General features: G+C 59.4%; 12 protein-coding genes. All 12 read right to left on the reverse strand.

What is annotated here, in order from left to right; genetic code table 11:
* Nucleotides 1-47: 47 nt before the first annotated feature.
* The 12 genes from GRX31_RS30800 to GRX31_RS14340 all read right to left on the reverse strand — a co-directional run bounded on the left by GRX31_RS30800 (nucleotide 48) and on the right by GRX31_RS14340 (nucleotide 15,548).
* The gene (locus tag GRX31_RS30800) at nucleotides 48-647 is read right to left on the reverse strand and encodes a fimbrial protein (RefSeq protein ID WP_237426682.1); all 600 of its coding nucleotides are present in this window, start codon (nucleotides 645-647) and stop codon (nucleotides 48-50) included.
* Between the two features lie 7 nt (nucleotides 648-654).
* Complete coding sequence (locus tag GRX31_RS14290; protein ID WP_160853249.1) at nucleotides 655-3,747, reverse strand: fimbria/pilus outer membrane usher protein; 3,093 nt, start codon at nucleotides 3,745-3,747, stop codon at nucleotides 655-657.
* Between the two features lie 274 nt (nucleotides 3,748-4,021).
* Complete coding sequence (locus GRX31_RS14295) at nucleotides 4,022-4,783, reverse strand: fimbrial biogenesis chaperone (RefSeq protein ID WP_047218450.1); 762 nt, start codon at nucleotides 4,781-4,783, stop codon at nucleotides 4,022-4,024.
* A gap of 113 nt (nucleotides 4,784-4,896) precedes the next feature.
* Nucleotides 4,897-5,484 carry a fimbrial protein gene (locus GRX31_RS14300; RefSeq protein ID WP_043790452.1) on the reverse strand — a complete coding sequence of 196 codons (588 nt, stop codon included), beginning with the start codon at nucleotides 5,482-5,484 and terminating at the stop codon, nucleotides 4,897-4,899.
* Between the two features lie 623 nt (nucleotides 5,485-6,107).
* The gene (locus tag GRX31_RS14305; RefSeq protein ID WP_034349002.1) at nucleotides 6,108-6,905 is read right to left on the reverse strand and encodes an HAD-IIB family hydrolase; all 798 of its coding nucleotides are present in this window, start codon (nucleotides 6,903-6,905) and stop codon (nucleotides 6,108-6,110) included.
* 86 nt (nucleotides 6,906-6,991) lie between these two features.
* Entirely contained in the window at nucleotides 6,992-8,827 is a 1,836-nt protein-coding gene (locus GRX31_RS14310) for a hypothetical protein (protein WP_160853251.1), read from the reverse strand.
* Nucleotides 8,828-8,874: 47 nt separating this feature from the next.
* Entirely contained in the window at nucleotides 8,875-9,831 is a 957-nt protein-coding gene (locus tag GRX31_RS14315; RefSeq protein WP_202396586.1) for a glycosyltransferase family 2 protein, read from the reverse strand.
* Nucleotides 9,832-9,964: 133 nt separating this feature from the next.
* Nucleotides 9,965-11,053 carry an acyltransferase family protein gene (locus GRX31_RS14320; protein ID WP_160853255.1) on the reverse strand — a complete coding sequence of 363 codons (1,089 nt, stop codon included), beginning with the start codon at nucleotides 11,051-11,053 and terminating at the stop codon, nucleotides 9,965-9,967.
* Between the two features lie 150 nt (nucleotides 11,054-11,203).
* Nucleotides 11,204-11,548: an EamA family transporter gene (locus tag GRX31_RS14325; protein WP_074922492.1), complete on the reverse strand. Its 345-nt coding sequence runs from the start codon at nucleotides 11,546-11,548 to the stop codon at nucleotides 11,204-11,206.
* Entirely contained in the window at nucleotides 11,541-12,899 is a 1,359-nt protein-coding gene (locus GRX31_RS14330) for a hypothetical protein (RefSeq protein ID WP_143044602.1), read from the reverse strand. Before GRX31_RS14330 ends, GRX31_RS14325 begins: the two co-directional genes overlap by 8 nt.
* Nucleotides 12,896-13,909: an acyltransferase family protein gene (locus GRX31_RS14335; protein WP_160853257.1), complete on the reverse strand. Its 1,014-nt coding sequence runs from the start codon at nucleotides 13,907-13,909 to the stop codon at nucleotides 12,896-12,898. The genes GRX31_RS14330 and GRX31_RS14335 overlap by 4 nt, the downstream gene beginning before the upstream one ends.
* Nucleotides 13,910-13,919: 10 nt before the next feature.
* On the reverse strand, nucleotides 13,920-15,548 hold the full coding sequence (locus GRX31_RS14340; RefSeq protein ID WP_074922487.1) for a peptide chain release factor 3: 1,629 nt from the start codon (nucleotides 15,546-15,548) through the stop codon (nucleotides 13,920-13,922).
* Nucleotides 15,549-15,583 lie beyond the last annotated feature (35 nt).

Here is a 15,583-nt window from a genome sequence, read left to right on the forward strand (position 1 = left end):
CACCCATGAACGTTGGTTCCCCAAAAGCTCAGAAGTACCAGACCGTGCTACTGATAGCTCATCGTGAATGTGGCAGCGCCATTGGCCTTGCCCGGCGTCACCTGGGCGGCGGTCTTCAGATAGCGAGCCTTCAAGGGAATATCCAGTTTGCCTTGCCCAAATACGGCGCTGCCTGCAAACCACTGGTTGGTATTGCCCGCGGCTGCGGAGTTCTGGCCGAATTTCAATGGAGTATCGAGCCTGGTGATCTGGATGGCTACGCCTGTTGCGTTGCATGCCTGGGACGCCGTTGCGCTGTTGCCCCCAGCGCGATTCAGCGAAATATTGAAGGCTTGTTCGTTGGCTGTGGTGCCCACGGGCGTGGAAGACGGAAAGAACACATTCCCCAAAGGAAGATTTATGGTGGAGGCGGATACGCGGCAGGCGGGCACCTGAGGGATGATTTGTACTGGTGTGATTGTTTGAAAATCGATCAAGAGTTGGCCAGAATTGCTGCCGGCACGGTATTGCAATATTGAACCGCTCAATTTTTCAATCTGCTGCGTGCCGCTGGCGCGTAAATGGGCGCTATCGAAAAGCTTGTCGGTTGCCGCACCATGTGGTGTTTCCTGGGCGAGCGCGAACCCTCTTTTGGGAAGAGGGCTCACCTCAGGTTCAGGTCTTGTCCGCCGCCTTCAAGGCGCTGATCTTCAGGCTGGGCTGCAGGATGGCCAGCGGACGGTCAGCCCGCAAGGTTTGCTGCGGCGGCTTGTGCTTGCCGGTGCCTGCGTCGTGCCCTGCCGCTACGGGAGTTCTGCCCGCGTTGCCGATGACTGGTGCAGTGGTGGGCAAGGCGCTGATCTTGACGCTCATGCGCAGGCCGTCCAGGTCGCGCTCCAGCTTCAGTGCCTGCTGGCTGCCGCTCGGCTGTGTGGCACGAGCGGGCAGCACTGCCGCCGCAGTGACTGCCGGGGCGCTGGCGACTGCCGTGGCCGGTGCCGTTGCTGCCATGCGTTCCTGGGTGATGCCGGCCAGAGCCACAGCCGACGCAGCGTTGGAGGCCGGGGCGCCTGCCACGGCTGTCTTGGCATTGGTGGTTGCGGTTGAGGTTGCCGCGGTCTTGCCCGGCTTGGCAGATGCCACGTCGGTGGCCGCAGGCAGCAGCTTGTTGCTGGCCACGCAGGGCAGTTCCAGGCTTTGCGGCGGCTGGTGGGTGGTGCTGCGCTTTCTTTCAGGCAGGGTATAGGAGAGGTTGCAGCCCACCATGCCGGTGTCGGTCTTCCACTGCACCTGCAGCTCGCCCTGGTCTGATAGCCCGCGCGCCAGCAGCTTGCCGGCCTGGCCGATCACGCCCAACTCCTTGCCGTCCATGTCCAGCACGCTGGCGCCAAAGGGCACAGGCATGTTGCCGGCCTGCCGCGCGCGGATCACGGCCGAGCGGCCGTAGGCCGTCTTGAAGACCAGCAGCGGCACGGCACCGGCCAGCGGCGCGACGTGCTGGCTGGTTTCCTTGAGCTCAACGTCGGTGGAAAGGCCCTTGGGATCAATGGAGACCTCGTTCATCGAGAACGGTGTGAGGTAGGGCACGACGGCATAGCCTCGGCTGTCCACCTTCACTCCGGGCGCGTTGTTGATGCGCGCGCCTTCCGCGTTCTTGGCCTCCACGATGGCAAAGGTGTCAGACACCGATTGCGACAGCGTCACGCCGCCCGGGTGGGCCACGATGGCGCCACGCGCGCCTACCGAGAGCTGCTGGTAGCCGCTGCTGGCGCTGACGCTGCCGCTGAGTTCGGTCTGCGATGCGCGGTAGGTGGCATTGGCGCTGGCACTGGTGCTGCTGCCATTCATTCCACCGGTGTTGTGGTTGGCGCTGAGGCCGTAGGAGATGGCGTTGTCGTCGCCCAGCAGACCGGACAGGTTGGCCTGGGCCTGCACGCGGCCGCGCGAGTCGCGGTTGGTATTGGTGGAGAGCATCATGCCGCGCTCCATGCTGAGCGGAATCGACAGGCCCACGTGCAGGAACGTGTTGGACTGTCCCCAGGCATCACGCTGGCGCGCCGCAGAGAGGTTGTAGGAGATGTTGCGGAACGAGTTGCTGTAGCCAATGGCGTAGTCGACGTTGGAGCCCTGTCGGTTCCAGTACTTGGCAGTGGACGCCGTGAGGCTGAGGTTGCCTCCCCCAGGCCCGAACTGCTGGCCCATGACCAGGGAGGCACGGTTGCGCGGCCGGTACAGGTCCGTGGAGGGCCGTAGCAGATTGGCCTGATCCCGTGCGCGCATGGCGTCGTTGAGGCCGAAGAATCCGTTGGTGGAGTAGCGATAGGCGGCAATGGCCACGTGGGTGCCGGTCTGGGCAAAGGATTTTGCGTAGCTGGCCCGCAGGCTCTGCCCGGAAAAGGAACCGTCGTGGGGGATGCTGGTGGAGGCGTGCGTGATGTCTGCACCGAAGGCGCCCCAGGGCGTGGTGAGCGCTGCGCCAATCATGGGCGAGATATGGCCCTTGGCCAGGGACACGCCGCCGTAGCCTGTCAGCATATTGGTGAAGCCGTGCTGCCACGTGGCCTGGGAGAACATGGGCGAGGTGTTGGGCAGGTGGCGCACCACGCCCGCAGTGAGGCTGTATCGGTTCTGCCCTTCACGCAGCGACAGCGGCACGGCCGCGTAGGGAACGGAGAAGCTGCGCACGGCGCCATTGGCCTCGGTAATGCTGACTTGCAGGTCGCCACCGTAGCCCGTGGGATAGAGGTCGTTGATGACGAAGGCGCCGGGCGCCACCGTGGTTTCGTAGAGCTTGATGCCGTTCTGCGTGATGGTGACTCGGGCATTGGTGTTGGCCACGCCGCGCACCACGGGCGCGTAGCCGCGCTGGGAGTCGGGCAGCATGCGGTCATCACTGTTCAAGCGTATGCCGCGAAACGAGGTGGAGTCCATCAGGTCGCCACCCGTGTAGGTGTCGCCCAGTATGAGCTGGGAAGACCAGTCGGCAATGTCGCGCTGTGCGTAGGTGGAGATGTTCTGGTAGTTGCCCCGTCCAGTGTCCGCCCAGCTGAAGGAGCCGTTGTGCCGGAAATGCCAGCGGTCGATGTTGACGCCGCCGTTCAGGCCCAGGTAGCTCTGCGTGGTGTTTTCTGCGTTGCTGGAGCGCCCGTGGTAGGTGTTGAACTGGTAGCCGAGCAGGCCGACAGGCACGCCGGCGCTCCATTGGTCGGGACTGACATAGCCGCGCACCGAACGGCGTAGCGAGGCCTGGGGCACGCTCAGGTCCAGTCGCTGCTTGCCGAAGTCGAAACTGGTCAAGGCGCCCGCAACGATCTGGTCCAGACGGTTGCAGCCACCGTCGGCCGCCAGCTTCAAGGCGGCCTCGGGCGGCAGGCGTGAGAGGTCGATGCCCACCTTCTCCAGCAGGGCCTTGTCCAGGCAGGGCAGCGCGTCCTGTGAGCCGGACTGGGCCTTGAACTGCACTTCGCGGCGGCCAACCCAGTTGCCGTTGATGTAGATGTCGGGGCTGTAGTTGCCGGGCGCGACCACGTTGGCGCGCGAGTAGCGCGAGACGTCAATGGTCTGCTTGCCGGTGTTCAGAAAGCTGGGGTCGAAGTCGACGGCAGCCGGCGTGGGCTGCCACTGGCCGGTGGACGTGGAGGTCGTGACTTCCTTGACCTGCTGCCCCTGCTGGGCCTCGGACTGCCAGCACACCAGCACGGAGAGCAGCAGCGCATGGCCGGGCTTCAGTTGGAAATATCCGGCAGGGCCTTGGCCTGGCCCCGGCATTGTTCCTTTTCCTTGCCTTGTATGCCGGCTTTTGATTCCCTTTTCTGAATCTGGAAAGACTGGCCTGATCATTTGCTTATCTCCTAATGCTGTGCGCCCGATGCAAAGCGAACGGCCAAGGCCGATGTGCCAGTCCCGGTAAAGAGACCGATGCCGTTTCGCCGGGTATTAACGCTGGGTATCGGTGTGCTGACCGGGCTGAAAATGCAGTGGCATTAGATAATCAGGCCGGAAAGGACGGGGGATTCGCGTGGCTTTGCTCGCATTGCCCTGTTTATTGGGCGGAATTTCCGATTCTGGCTTCGTGGTTGAGACTGGCGCCCCAATCATTGATGCTGCTGAACATCACCGTGGCACCTGCCGCGCCAGCCATATTGGCACCCGCAGGTTCCTTGATTGGGAAGGTGGCCACCTGGCCGGGAAGAACGGGCCCGACGCCTGCCTCGAAGGATTTGCCGCCGAGTTGCACTTCAACGCCAGCCACATTGACCACAAAGGCGCTGGGATTGCGTGCTTTCAACACAGGCTGGTTTTTGGCGTCAACGTCTACCGACCATTGAAGCTGGGCAGGAGCTTCCTGGGCATTGCCGGGCAGGTTGCTGGGCCGGTACATGAGCTTGACACGAGTTCGAAAGGCGAACTGGAGATTGTTGGAGTCGCCTTCCATTTCCGCCTTGGGCGGGACGTCCAGCACGTTGAGCCAGAACAGGGATTCCTTGTCGGCAGGCAGTGCTTCGCCCGAATAGATGATGCGCAACGTCTGGCTCTTGCCCGCCTCGATGCGCATGATGGTGGGCGTGATGACGAAGGGAACGTCGATGTTCTCAGGCGATTCCTGGTTGTTGCCCTTGTCCAGCCAGGTCTGCACCAGGGCAGGTTTGCTGCCTTCGTTGGTGAGCTGGATGGTGGCTTCCTTCTCGCCACTGGGGAAGATGATGCGCGTGCCCGTCAATGTCACGCTGGCCTGTGCCGCCGCTCCAAGAAGAAGGGACAACAGGATGGCAGCAAGCCCATATGAACGTTTGATCGTCAGCATCGGAGAACTCTCTGGGTTTTGAGCGAAAGAATGGGGTCGGGCCCATGTCACGAAAGCAGAAGACACGGCATATCGACCACCGCAAGGCGGCCGATATGCCTGAAAGTCAGTGATTACTGATAGACCAGCGAGTAGGTCACCGAGGTGTCGGTACGGCCTGCGGTCACGGGGCCGGTGGCCACGTATTCGGAGGCGAAACGCATGATGGCCCGGCCATTGCCACCGACCTTGTTGTCGATGTCCACAAAGCGCGATTGGGCGGAACCGATCTTCAGGCGCTCGTTGTTGCTGGGATCCACGATGGCGATCTGGACACCGGAGGCCACGGCGGGCGCACCAGTACCGCTGGCCGCTGCGGGCTTGAGCATGCCGGTGACCAGGTCCACGTTGGGGCCGGCTTCGAAGAACACGGCGACCTTGGAGACGGGCGCTGTGGAGGTGGCGGTGGCCAGCTCACAGCCGCTGAGTTCCAGCGAGAACGCCTGGCGGCCGACCGTGGCGCCCACGGTGGCCAGCTGGTTGTTCGCCACGTTGGGCAGCTTCACGCCGTCCTTGGCTGCGCCGGCGACCGTGGTGTCCACCTTGCAGGTGGTGGTGACCACCTCGCCCGTGAAGTTGATGGTGCCGTCTGCTGCTTGAGCGGTGTTCATGGCCATCATGACCAGGCTGGCGACCGATGTCAGCAATGCGATCTTTTTCATGGGTATTCCCTCGAGTTGAAGAGATAAATGAAATTCCAGCAGCGATGAATGCGCTGATGGAATAAGAGATTGTGTGAATGGTTGAGTGGTTAATAAATCATCAGTGTTCCATGTTCACCTCATCAATCCAATGGTTGGTAACTGTCAGCATGGTCAATGATTTGCAGGGGTTGCGCTCATGCTGGAATAGGTGGTGGCGCTGACATGGAGAAATTGTTCGGATGAGGGAGCGTTGGCGAGGGATGGGCGAGGTTTGTTTCTCTGGCATGTTTGAAATTGAATTGCTCAAAGACACCAGTGCCCAATGGCGCGGACGGGGTTCAGGAGAGAATATGTCAAAGAAAAAGGCGAAAAAACCTGTTCTTTGGGTATGTGATGGATTCTAGGTGTGCGCCGCCGTTATATGAAATAGGGCGCATTCTGATTATTTGAGCCTGAATCTAGGAATAGTCCTAGATTTGCTCTGTCGAATGGGGGAAAGAGGGTGCGCAGCCCGCCTGCGCCGGGCGGTTGCCTGTGCTGAGGGTGATGGTGTCTGCGGAGGGGGCGCGGGTCCCGCAGATCAGGAGGGGTGGTCGAGGGCGAAGGCCTGCAAGGGCAGCACCGGCCCTCGGCCCTGTGGATCAGGGGCGCTGGGACAGCAAATACTGCGCCATTTCGGCAAAGCCGTCGCCGCGCTCGGCCTGCGTGACATGGCGAGGCAGGTGCTTGAGCTGGGGCACGAAGCGCGCGATGTTGGCCACGCCCAGGCTGTGGGGCATGTGCTCGAACATCAGCTGGTCGTTGGTGGAGTCGCCGATGTAGATCCAGCGGTCCAGCGTGGCGTCGAGGTCGATGTCGAACAGGGTGCGCAGGATCCATCGCGCGCCTTCGAGCTTGTTGTGCGCGCCAAACCAGCCGTTGATGTGGATGGAGCTGACGGTGGCGTTCATGCCCGCCGCCTTCATGATGGCCACGCACCGGTCAATGTCCTGCTGGGGCATCTGCGCGAATTCGCTGTGGTCCACGGCAATGTCGCATTCGCGGCCCGCCGAGTCGGTGGCGCGCAGCGCGCCGGGCACGGTGGCCTCGATCTCGGCCAGCACCTGCTGCATGCGCGCGTAGTTGGCAGTGCGTGTGGCCTCGTCCTGCTGGTAGAGCTTGTCCAGCCCGCCCTGCGCATTGCGCCGCAGTGCCACGGCGCCGTTCTCGGCCACGATGGCATCCACGGGCCAGGCCTGGGCAAACGGCTCGCTCCAGCCTACGGGGCGGCCGGTGATCGGTACCACGCGCAGCCCGGACTGCTTGAGCTGGGCAATGGCATCAACGACATGGGCCGGCACCACGCCTTCCGTGGTCAGGGTGTCGTCGATGTCGGTGAGGATGCCGAGCGGCGATGCGGGAGGTGTCCAGAGGGACAGCGGCTGGAGGGTTGTAGGCACGGTCGTCAAAATGCAAAAAGCCGCCCGGGGCGGCTTGTAGAAGGGCAGCGTTTGCACGCACGGACCGTGCGCGCAAGGGCTCCATCCTACTGCCTGGCGAACTCGACGATGGCCTTGTAGAACTTGTCGGAGCCGTCCTTGGGGTTGTCTGGGGACAGCTCCATGCGGTTGACGCCGTGTTCGGCCGCGCCCAGGCGGGCGGGAATCAGCGAGAAGTAGTAGGGACTGATGAAGGTTGCGCCGTTGTCATAGTGCGACTGCATGGCTTTCAGGTGCGCTCCTTCGCGCTTCCACTGCTGCGGGTTGAACTCTGGGACGCCGTAACTGGTGATGCCAATTTGCCTCATGTAGTTGCGCATCCACTCGCTGTTGGTGGTGCCGCCATACATGTTCACGCCGGTTCGCCAGGGTGTATCGCCACCGATCGTCTTGTCGGAGGCAAGCAATTGCGGGTTCCAGGACGAGTTCACATTCGCCACGATCTGATGCGAGTAGATTTTTTCAGCCGGCAGCCCTGCATCTACGGCCTTTTGGTGGAAGGCTTTCAGAAGACCGTACACCTGCGATTCGCGGTATGTGTTCCAGTCGTGCGCCAACGGGTTGTAGTAGAGGTCTTGCGGTCCGGCCGGCATGTCCAGCCAGGTGCGCACTCCGCGCAGCGTTGAGATCCGCTGCATCCATCCCAGTCGCTTGGGCGGCTGTGCCGATACCTTGCTCTGGTCGCGCGGAACGACCATAAACTCCACATTGGCCAGCAGGTACCGTCGTTCATGGGTTGCGGCAACGACCTGTGCGATGTGCTTTCCTGGCGGCAGGTCTCGATAGTCCAAGTCATGCCGAAAGCCAGTGTTGGGATCGGTGATCGCATCCAAGGCACGGTAGACATCCAGCCTGCCCAGGCCGCGGGCAACAGGCGCGACGAATTTGCCATCCACGTACAGATCCAGCTTTTTCACGGCCTGCTCAGGGTCCCACAGCCAGCCTGCAATCGGCAGCGTGCCACCTGCGAAGGCGTCATAGTGCTCGCCAAAGGAGCTCAGGCGCTCCTTGCGAATGTCCTTGGATGGGGCTGGGACGGCATCAAACGAAGGATAGTCCAGTCCGGTCTGCTTTTTCAGCTGTCCCACATCCTTGTACTTGGACTGCAACCAGCGCCGAAAGCCTGCAACGGAATCCGGACTGTAGTCTGTGACCTGGATGGATTGGTAGGCGCCCATGCCGTTCTCGAAGTCAGGGAACATGTGGTGCAGTTCGCCCGGCAGCGTATAGGCGACGATGCGCTTTTGCACCGCCTCGGGCAGTTCCAGGATTTTCCTAGCAACGTACTCCAATGCCTTGAACCGGTACTGGTTGACAGGAATCGCGGGATCGTCCGACAGCGTGTACGGCATGATCCGGTAGCCGAAGTAGCCAAGCTCCAGCGGTTTGTCGTCGCGCAACCGCATGAGGTTGCGGGGATCTTGGGCAAGGTCGACGACGATGGGGCCCGTGGAGTCGAAGTGATCTGCCATGAGGTAGACCACAACCGGGCGCTCCACCTTGCGGATGACATTCAAAAAGCTTTCCACACGGGATGCGTCGATCTCCCAGCCTTGAGCGGTGTGCCGATACAGCGGCAGCAGGGGCAGGGTGATGGTATAGCCCACTTGGACGGAGCCTTGGGGCCCGCCCGGCTCCAGCTTGTCCAGCAATTGCTCGATGGCTGAAGCGCCATCAAGGCCTCTCGTGCGGCAGAAATTGAACAATTCCTCGAGCGTTCTCAACTTCGCATTGCCAGCAGCCTCATCGCAGATGAACCATCCTTCGATGCTGGGAGCGAGGATAAGCGGCGACCGAGAAGGTGAGGCCGCTTGCGATCCGCTGGCAGAGGCGGTACATGCAAGTGCAAGCACCGCCAAGGAAAGACGAAGATGTTTTTGCATTGGACTGTGCGACGGGGTGGCGTACTGGATACGTTGATCGTTACGTATCAATTGGCCGAGTCTTCCAGAGAAAGGCTGACAGGCTCGGAGGGAACACTGTCGACGTCATAGTGCAGAAAGGCGATCAGGCACTGGATACCGATGATGATGGGCAGGGCCGCAAGCATGACGGTGCCACTGGTCGCGGGATGGCTGCCGCTCCCAATCCAATGCCAGAGACCGAAGAGTGTGCCCAACAAGACAAGCAGCGTACCGCTCAGGCTGTATATCGTGCCTATATTGAAGTCGCGCACCAGATAGTTGTAGACGTAGCGCCGCCATAGGCGCGAAGCATGCTTGCGCAGGAACTCAGGCAGCACCTTGCCGATCTTGAGGTTGGATTCTTCATCCGCGTAGACAGAATCCATGGGCACATCCTTGACTACGGCGCGCACCGTGTTCAAGCGAAACAGCATGTCGGTCTCGAAGAAGTAGCGGTTCTCCAGCTTGTCCAGTGGCAACTCGGCCAGCACGCAGGTGCGCACGGCGGTGTAGCCGTTGGTGGGGTCCATCACGTTCCAGTAGCCGCAGCTGAGCTTGGTCATGAAGGACAGAACCGCATTGCCGAACAGGCGCACAGGCGGCATATCCTGCACGGACTCCGGCCGGTAGAAACGGTTGCCCTTGGTGTAGTCGGCCTGTTTGCGCAGCAGTGGCCGCACGAACAGCGGCAGCAATGAAGGGTCCATCTGGCCGTCGCCGTCAATCTTGACCACGATCTCCATGCCGTCGGCAATGGCTGCCTTGTAGGCTGTGACGATGGCTCCGCCGACGCCCCGGTTCTCTGGATTGTAGAGCACACGTACGCGCGGGTCGGTGTTGTGTTCCTCAATGAAGCGTCCGCTGCCGACGGGGCAGGCATCGTCCACGGCATAGATGGCCTCGACCTCGGGGCCGATGGCATGGATGACACCGAGCACATGCTGGGTGACCTTGTAGCAGGGGATGGCGACGGCTATGCGCATTGTCATTGGTAGTTGCTCTCTGTTGTCTCAGGGGGAAGGCTGCCGCTCCAGTCCGCGTGCTTCGGCAAGCTGAATATCTTTGAGTTGCCAAGCGGTATGTGTCGTTTGAGGGCCTCAAGGCCGGGCACTCATCTTATGTGTGGAGCCCGACAGGGCTGCTTGGTGCCCGGGTCTTATTTCCCGCCGGCAAAGCCCTTGCCATGATGGGTTTCTCCACCCAGCGGTACCAGCACATGCTGATCAGAACGATTACCACGGGCAGAGCAAGCATGAAAGTAAGCAACTCGGCGGGCGAGTTGATCTGGTATTTGAGGCGTAGCCTGCCGCTGACATCCAGCAAAAATGTATGTAGCAGATAAAGGCTGTAGGAGGCATCTCCCACGCGGACGAGCCACGAGGGCGGAGTCAAGCGTGTCTGCTCCAGCGACAGCGCCAGCACCACCACTGAGATGCCCATGACTCCGAAGCTGGTCGCGCGCATGATTTCCACGCGGTCGAAATAGGGCGAGGTCATGCCCAGTGCGAGGCTGGCACAGGCCAGGCTCACGCACATGGGAATCCATAGATGGCTGCGGCTGAAGCGCTGGCCTTGGCTGTAAATATGGGAGATCAGTGCACCGGCGAAAAATTCCAGGCCCAGTCCCGTCAGCAGATAACGCAGGGGCTGCTGGCCGACGAAAACGCTGGGGCGATCTGCAATCAGCCAACCGGCATTCCAAATAGTCAGCATCACCAAGGCGCAAACAATGCCCTTGAGCTGATGGTGCTGCGGCAGCAGCGCTATGAGTGCGATCCACAGATAAAAGTAGATCTCCATCGTCAGCGACCATGCGGGAAGAAGCCAGTTGTCCCAGATATTGGGATAAAGAAGCAGGATGCTGAACACCATCTTCTTCACATTGGGAAGACTCTCGTTATAGATGAAAATGGTTGTCAATGCGATTAGTATCAGGACTGGCCAATAACCAAGATAGATACGGAGAAGACGTTTTTTGACAAAAACCCAGAGCCCCTCTGATGCGGCTGTCCGACGTGATGATCGATAGACAACAAATCCACTGAGGGCAAAAAATATGTCTACGCCTGAGAATCCCCATTTCATGACTCCTGTCGCGGATGTAAGAGCGGGGGCAAGTTCCCAATGTGGACTCATGTGAAAAAATAGCACCATGAGTGCTGCAATTCCCCGTAATGCTTGTATCCAACTCAAGTCTTTTGTCATTTATCTTGCTGGTTCTTTGAGGTCAAAAGTCATTCAAATTTATGGAGAGCTTTTGGCGTAAGTATCAATAAATTTTTGGAAAGTAGTCGGATGTTTTTGTGGTGTGGATGCTGCTGTGGAATGGTTTTTGTATTTCGAATAGCTAGCAACTTAAAGAGAGGCAAGGGCAACGCCAGCTAGGATCAGCAGGCCGCCGGCAAACGTCTTCCAGTGCAAAGGCTCGCCTAATATGAGCCAGGCAAGCAAGGGAACAATCAGGAATGCCAATCCCATAAATGGATAGGCTAGGTGAAGTGGGACATTCTTGAGTATCCATACCCACCCTATGGTGGTCAGGCCGTAAAGAATCAGTGAAGCAATGAGCCAGCTGTTTAGCACCAAAGCTTGCCACGTCATGGGATCGGTAAAGGCTGCTGCAGCCTTCTTGAAGAGAATCTGGCCCAAGCTGATACACAGTACGCATAGCAAGGTGAGTGCAATGGTGAACTTAGACATTGTCCTGTGATGAGGTCTGTAGGAGAGGAAGCAGCACCAAGGGAGCTGTGAAGAAGGCTAAGAGATATCGATACTCTCCCGCAATGGAGAATATGAATACAGCTGCCAACTGTATTGTATAGGTGGCCGCAACTACGCCATCCCCCAGATTTCTGTTCTTGATGAAGCGATAGCTTGCCATGAAAATCAAGATTAACCCAACCCAGGGCGCCCAGAATATTCCACGGTGATTCATGGAGAATTCAAAATAATCGAGCAGAGGTTTGTCTGTGACCCATTGATGGATGTTGGGCTTGGAAATGGACTTTGTTTGTGGAAGTATGATCTTGTTGTAGGTGGGCCCAGGAAACCCGCCATTGGCAAGAGCCGAATAAAGGAAGATATTGACCCGACTTGCTGCAAAAGCAGGGAAGTTATGCCAGAGGTTGTATTTGAAGAACTCGCGAACAATGGTTCGCCGATCCTTTTTGGAGAGCGAGAGCAGGGCAGGGCCTTGTGGGAAAAATACCAGAGGATCCCAATAGTAGTGATCGTAGAATTCTTGAATGTGCTCGATGGAGCTGCCCAGCGAGGTCAGCGCCTCAAGGGTCTTGGGCGTGATGCGTGGTTGATTGTGTTCCCAGAGGCCCATAGGGCGGTGCTCAAGAAACCCAACGGTTTCGTAAAGTGCCACAGGAAAAATGGTTCCTATGCTGTAGTTGCTCTTGAAGCTGATATGCCCGTAAAGCATGACGGTGCACCATGGTATGACGATTGCTAAGAGCCGCAGACGCTGGGGGCGTGCTAGCACCCAGCCGAGCACGAGCAGAGGGATGAAGTTGATAATTCCATTGGGCCTGGAGAAGATGGCAAATGGAATCGTAAGAAGGAAAATGAAGGCCGACCAAGAATCGATCTGACGTCGTCGTATGCACCTCCAGGCTTCGAACAGCATGCCACTCAATGTGACCGCATAGACTCCATCTGAGTACATGCTACTGGCATAGAAGACGACGCTCGGGGCCAGAGCGACGAAGAAAAGGCAGTAGGCGAAGCTTTTGTACAGCTGCCGTTCCAGCATCCAGAAGAGGATGCGCGCGCAGATAATCGCGCATATGAGAAGCTGGACGCCTATGGGTACCTCAGTTCGTCCAGTGGTGCCATAGAAAAGAAGATTGTACATGTACCAGAAAACAGGTTTTCCGGATTCAAATTTCCGCTGTGTATCCACCTGCAGCATGATAGCCAGGCTATCTTGGCCAAGAATGCCTGGCCAACAGGCTACTAGCCACGCCAGATAAATGATTGCAATTAGCAGAAATATGCCTGAGAATCGCAAAAAAGAATGGCGTTGGGTAATCATTGTGTTCATGACTTGCGAGGCTTGAATTTTAGCGCTTGTTTCTCAATGATATGCCAACTGGCATATGCCATCGCGACTGTTATCGCCATGGATAAAGCCATTGTGCCCAGAAATCCCGAGGCAGGCCAGGTGTAAAGAATTACGGTCTGCTGTATGGGGAATGCGAAAAGGTATATGCCGTAGGATGGATCACCCCAGCGACCGGCTTGAGAGATGACGGGCGAGGCAAGATTGCCAATGAAGATGACGAGAAAAGGAAGGCCGAGAAGCATTGCCGTGTGCTTCCAGTCCACGTACCAAAAGGCGATGAATCCAGTTCCAATTATGGAAAACCAGAGCAGGGGATTCCGTTGCCAGTACGGCTGCAGCGCGCACAGTGCTACGCCGGCTAGAAAGAAAGCGCTGAGCTCCCTGCCATAGTTCAGGGCCCCAGTGATATCAGGGTTACTTTTTTTGAAATACCAGGCCATGAAGATAGCAATGGCCGCCAAGAGAATAGTTTTTCGCTTGAGCAAGCCCAGGGCTCCTGCGGTGCCTAGAACGATATAGCAGCGCACTTCATACGGAATAGTCCATAGGGATCCATTCACGCCCAGAGCATAGGGGTTGCGTTCGAAGACCCCCGGCAGCACGTAGTGAATTTTCATCCACAGGGTAGCAAGGTAGGCTGACGTGGCACCATGCTGCAGATACTCCCGGGCGGGAAGCGTCGTCACCCATGTACCAAGCCCATAGGCCACGAAAATTACCACGAAAGTCAGTGCTGGCCATATACGCAAGAAACGCCGCAGTCCAAAGCGGAACACATTGGGGTCTCTTTGCCAACTGGTCATGACCAGATAGCCGCTGATGATGAAAAAGATGGTGACCGCCAACCCGCCAAGGCTGTACAGGCCAAAAAACGACGGCTCCATCTGCCCGGTCAGCGCATAGTGGTGGCTGACCAGGACCATGGAGGCTGCAACGATACGGATGAAGTCGAAGTTGTTGCCCGGGGGCGTGGCGGATGTGGATGCCATGGTGTTGTCGTTATGTGTTGGCCTGCAGCGCCAACCCCGCATGCTCGCGCAGCGGATGGAAATGGATCTTCGGAAACCGCTCCTGCGCCAATCGCACGTCATAGGGTGACGTGCACAGATAGGCCAGCGTGTCGGCCGCATCGCGCGCCATGCGCAGCGGGTAGGCGTTCTCGAATTCGCGCAGTTCGCCCGGCGTGTCGGCCGTGATCCAGCGGGCGGCCGTGTACTGGCAGCCTTCCAGACGGATGTCGCAGTCGTATTCGGTGTTCAGGCGGTGCTGCACCACTTCGAACTGCAGCTGGCCCACGGCGCCCAGCAGCATGTTGCCGCCGGCTTCGGGTTTGAAGACCTGGATGGCGCCTTCCTCGCCCAGCTGCATCAGGCCCTGCTGCAGCTGTTTGGTGCGCAGCGGGTTCTTGAGCACCACGGTCATGAACATTTCAGGGGCGAAGAAGGGCAGGCCCGTGAATTGCAGGCTCGCGCCGTCGGTGATGGTGTCGCCCAACTGCACGCCACCATGCGTGGTGAAGCCGATGATGTCGCCCGCATAGGCTTCTTCGACGGCTTCGCGGCGCTGGCTCATGAAGGTCACGACCGAGGTGGGACGCAGTTCCTTGGCGGTGCGCTGCACCTTCATCTTCATGCCGGGCGTGTACTTGCCCGAGGCCACGCGCACGAAGGCGATGCGGTCACGGTGGTTGGCATCCATGTTGGCCTGGACCTTGAAGACCACGCCGGAGAAGCCTTCGTCCTCGGGGTGGATGATCTTTTCCACAGGCTGCTTGTTGACCAGCAGCGAGCTTTTGCGGGGGCCGGGCGGGGGCGACATGTCGACCACGGCATCCAGCACTTCCATGACACCGAAGTTGTTCACGCCCGAGCCGAAGAAGACCGGCGTGAGCTTGCCGGCCAGGAAGGCCTCATGGTCCCAGGGGGCCGAGGCGCCCTGGGCCAGTTCCATGCTGTCGAGCGCGTCGTCAAAGGCCTGCCCGAAGCGCGCGCGCAGCTTGTCGGCCTCGGCCAGGGGGATGGCCTCGAAGTCCTGGGGGCGGCGTTCGCTGCCGGGCTGGAACACCGTCATGGTCTGGGTGAGCAGGTTGATGATGCCGCCGAACTGCTTGCCCTGGCCCACGGGCCAGGTGACGGGGCAGCAGGGCATGCCCAGCTCGCGCTCCACTTCGTCAAGAATGTCCAGCGGATCGCGCACTTCGCGGTCCATCTTGTTGACGAAGGTGATGATGGGCGTGTCACGCTGGCGGCAGACCTCGATCAGGCGGCGGGTCTGCGATTCCACGCCGTTGGCGGCGTCGATCACCATCAGCGCCGAGTCCACGGCCGTGAGCACGCGGTAGGTGTCTTCCGAGAAGTCCTTGTGGCCCGGGGTGTCGAGCAGATTGACCACATGGTCGCGGTAGCTCATCTGCATGACCGAGCTGGCCACCGAGATGCCGCGCTGCTTTTCGATTTCCATCCAGTCGGAGGTGGCATGGCGGCTGGCCTTGCGGCCCTTGACGGCGCCCGCGATCTGGATCGCGCCCGAGAACAGCAGCAGCTTCTCGGTCAGCGTGGTCTTGCCCGCGTCGGGGTGGGAAATGATGGCAAAAGTCCGGCGGCGCCGGGTTTCAGAGGCGTATGACACAGTATTGAGAGCGCAGAGGCAGGGCGGTGCCTGCC

Source organism: Delftia sp. CH05 (assembly GCF_009827015.1).
In the GTDB taxonomy this organism is placed as follows: domain Bacteria; phylum Pseudomonadota; class Gammaproteobacteria; order Burkholderiales; family Burkholderiaceae_C; genus Comamonas; species Comamonas tsuruhatensis.

Excerpts from the sequence above, each read along its gene's own strand:
- GRX31_RS14325 (WP_074922492.1), bottom strand. The coding sequence starts at position 11,548 with ATGTCTAAGTTCACCATTGCACTCACCTTGCTATGCGTACTGTGTATC.
- GRX31_RS14320 (WP_160853255.1), bottom strand. The coding sequence starts at position 11,053 with ATGACAAAAGACTTGAGTTGGATACAAGCATTACGGGGAATTGCAGCA.
- GRX31_RS14335 (WP_160853257.1), bottom strand. The coding sequence starts at position 13,909 with ATGGCATCCACATCCGCCACGCCCCCGGGCAACAACTTCGACTTCATC.
- GRX31_RS14330 (WP_143044602.1), bottom strand. The coding sequence starts at position 12,899 with ATGAACACAATGATTACCCAACGCCATTCTTTTTTGCGATTCTCAGGC.
- GRX31_RS14315 (WP_202396586.1), bottom strand. The coding sequence starts at position 9,831 with ATGCGCATAGCCGTCGCCATCCCCTGCTACAAGGTCACCCAGCATGTG.
- GRX31_RS14310 (WP_160853251.1), bottom strand. The coding sequence starts at position 8,827 with ATGCAAAAACATCTTCGTCTTTCCTTGGCGGTGCTTGCACTTGCATGT.
- GRX31_RS14295 (WP_047218450.1), bottom strand. The coding sequence starts at position 4,783 with ATGCTGACGATCAAACGTTCATATGGGCTTGCTGCCATCCTGTTGTCC.
- GRX31_RS14290 (WP_160853249.1), bottom strand. The coding sequence starts at position 3,747 with ATGCCGGGGCCAGGCCAAGGCCCTGCCGGATATTTCCAACTGAAGCCC.
- GRX31_RS14300 (WP_043790452.1), bottom strand. The coding sequence starts at position 5,484 with ATGAAAAAGATCGCATTGCTGACATCGGTCGCCAGCCTGGTCATGATG.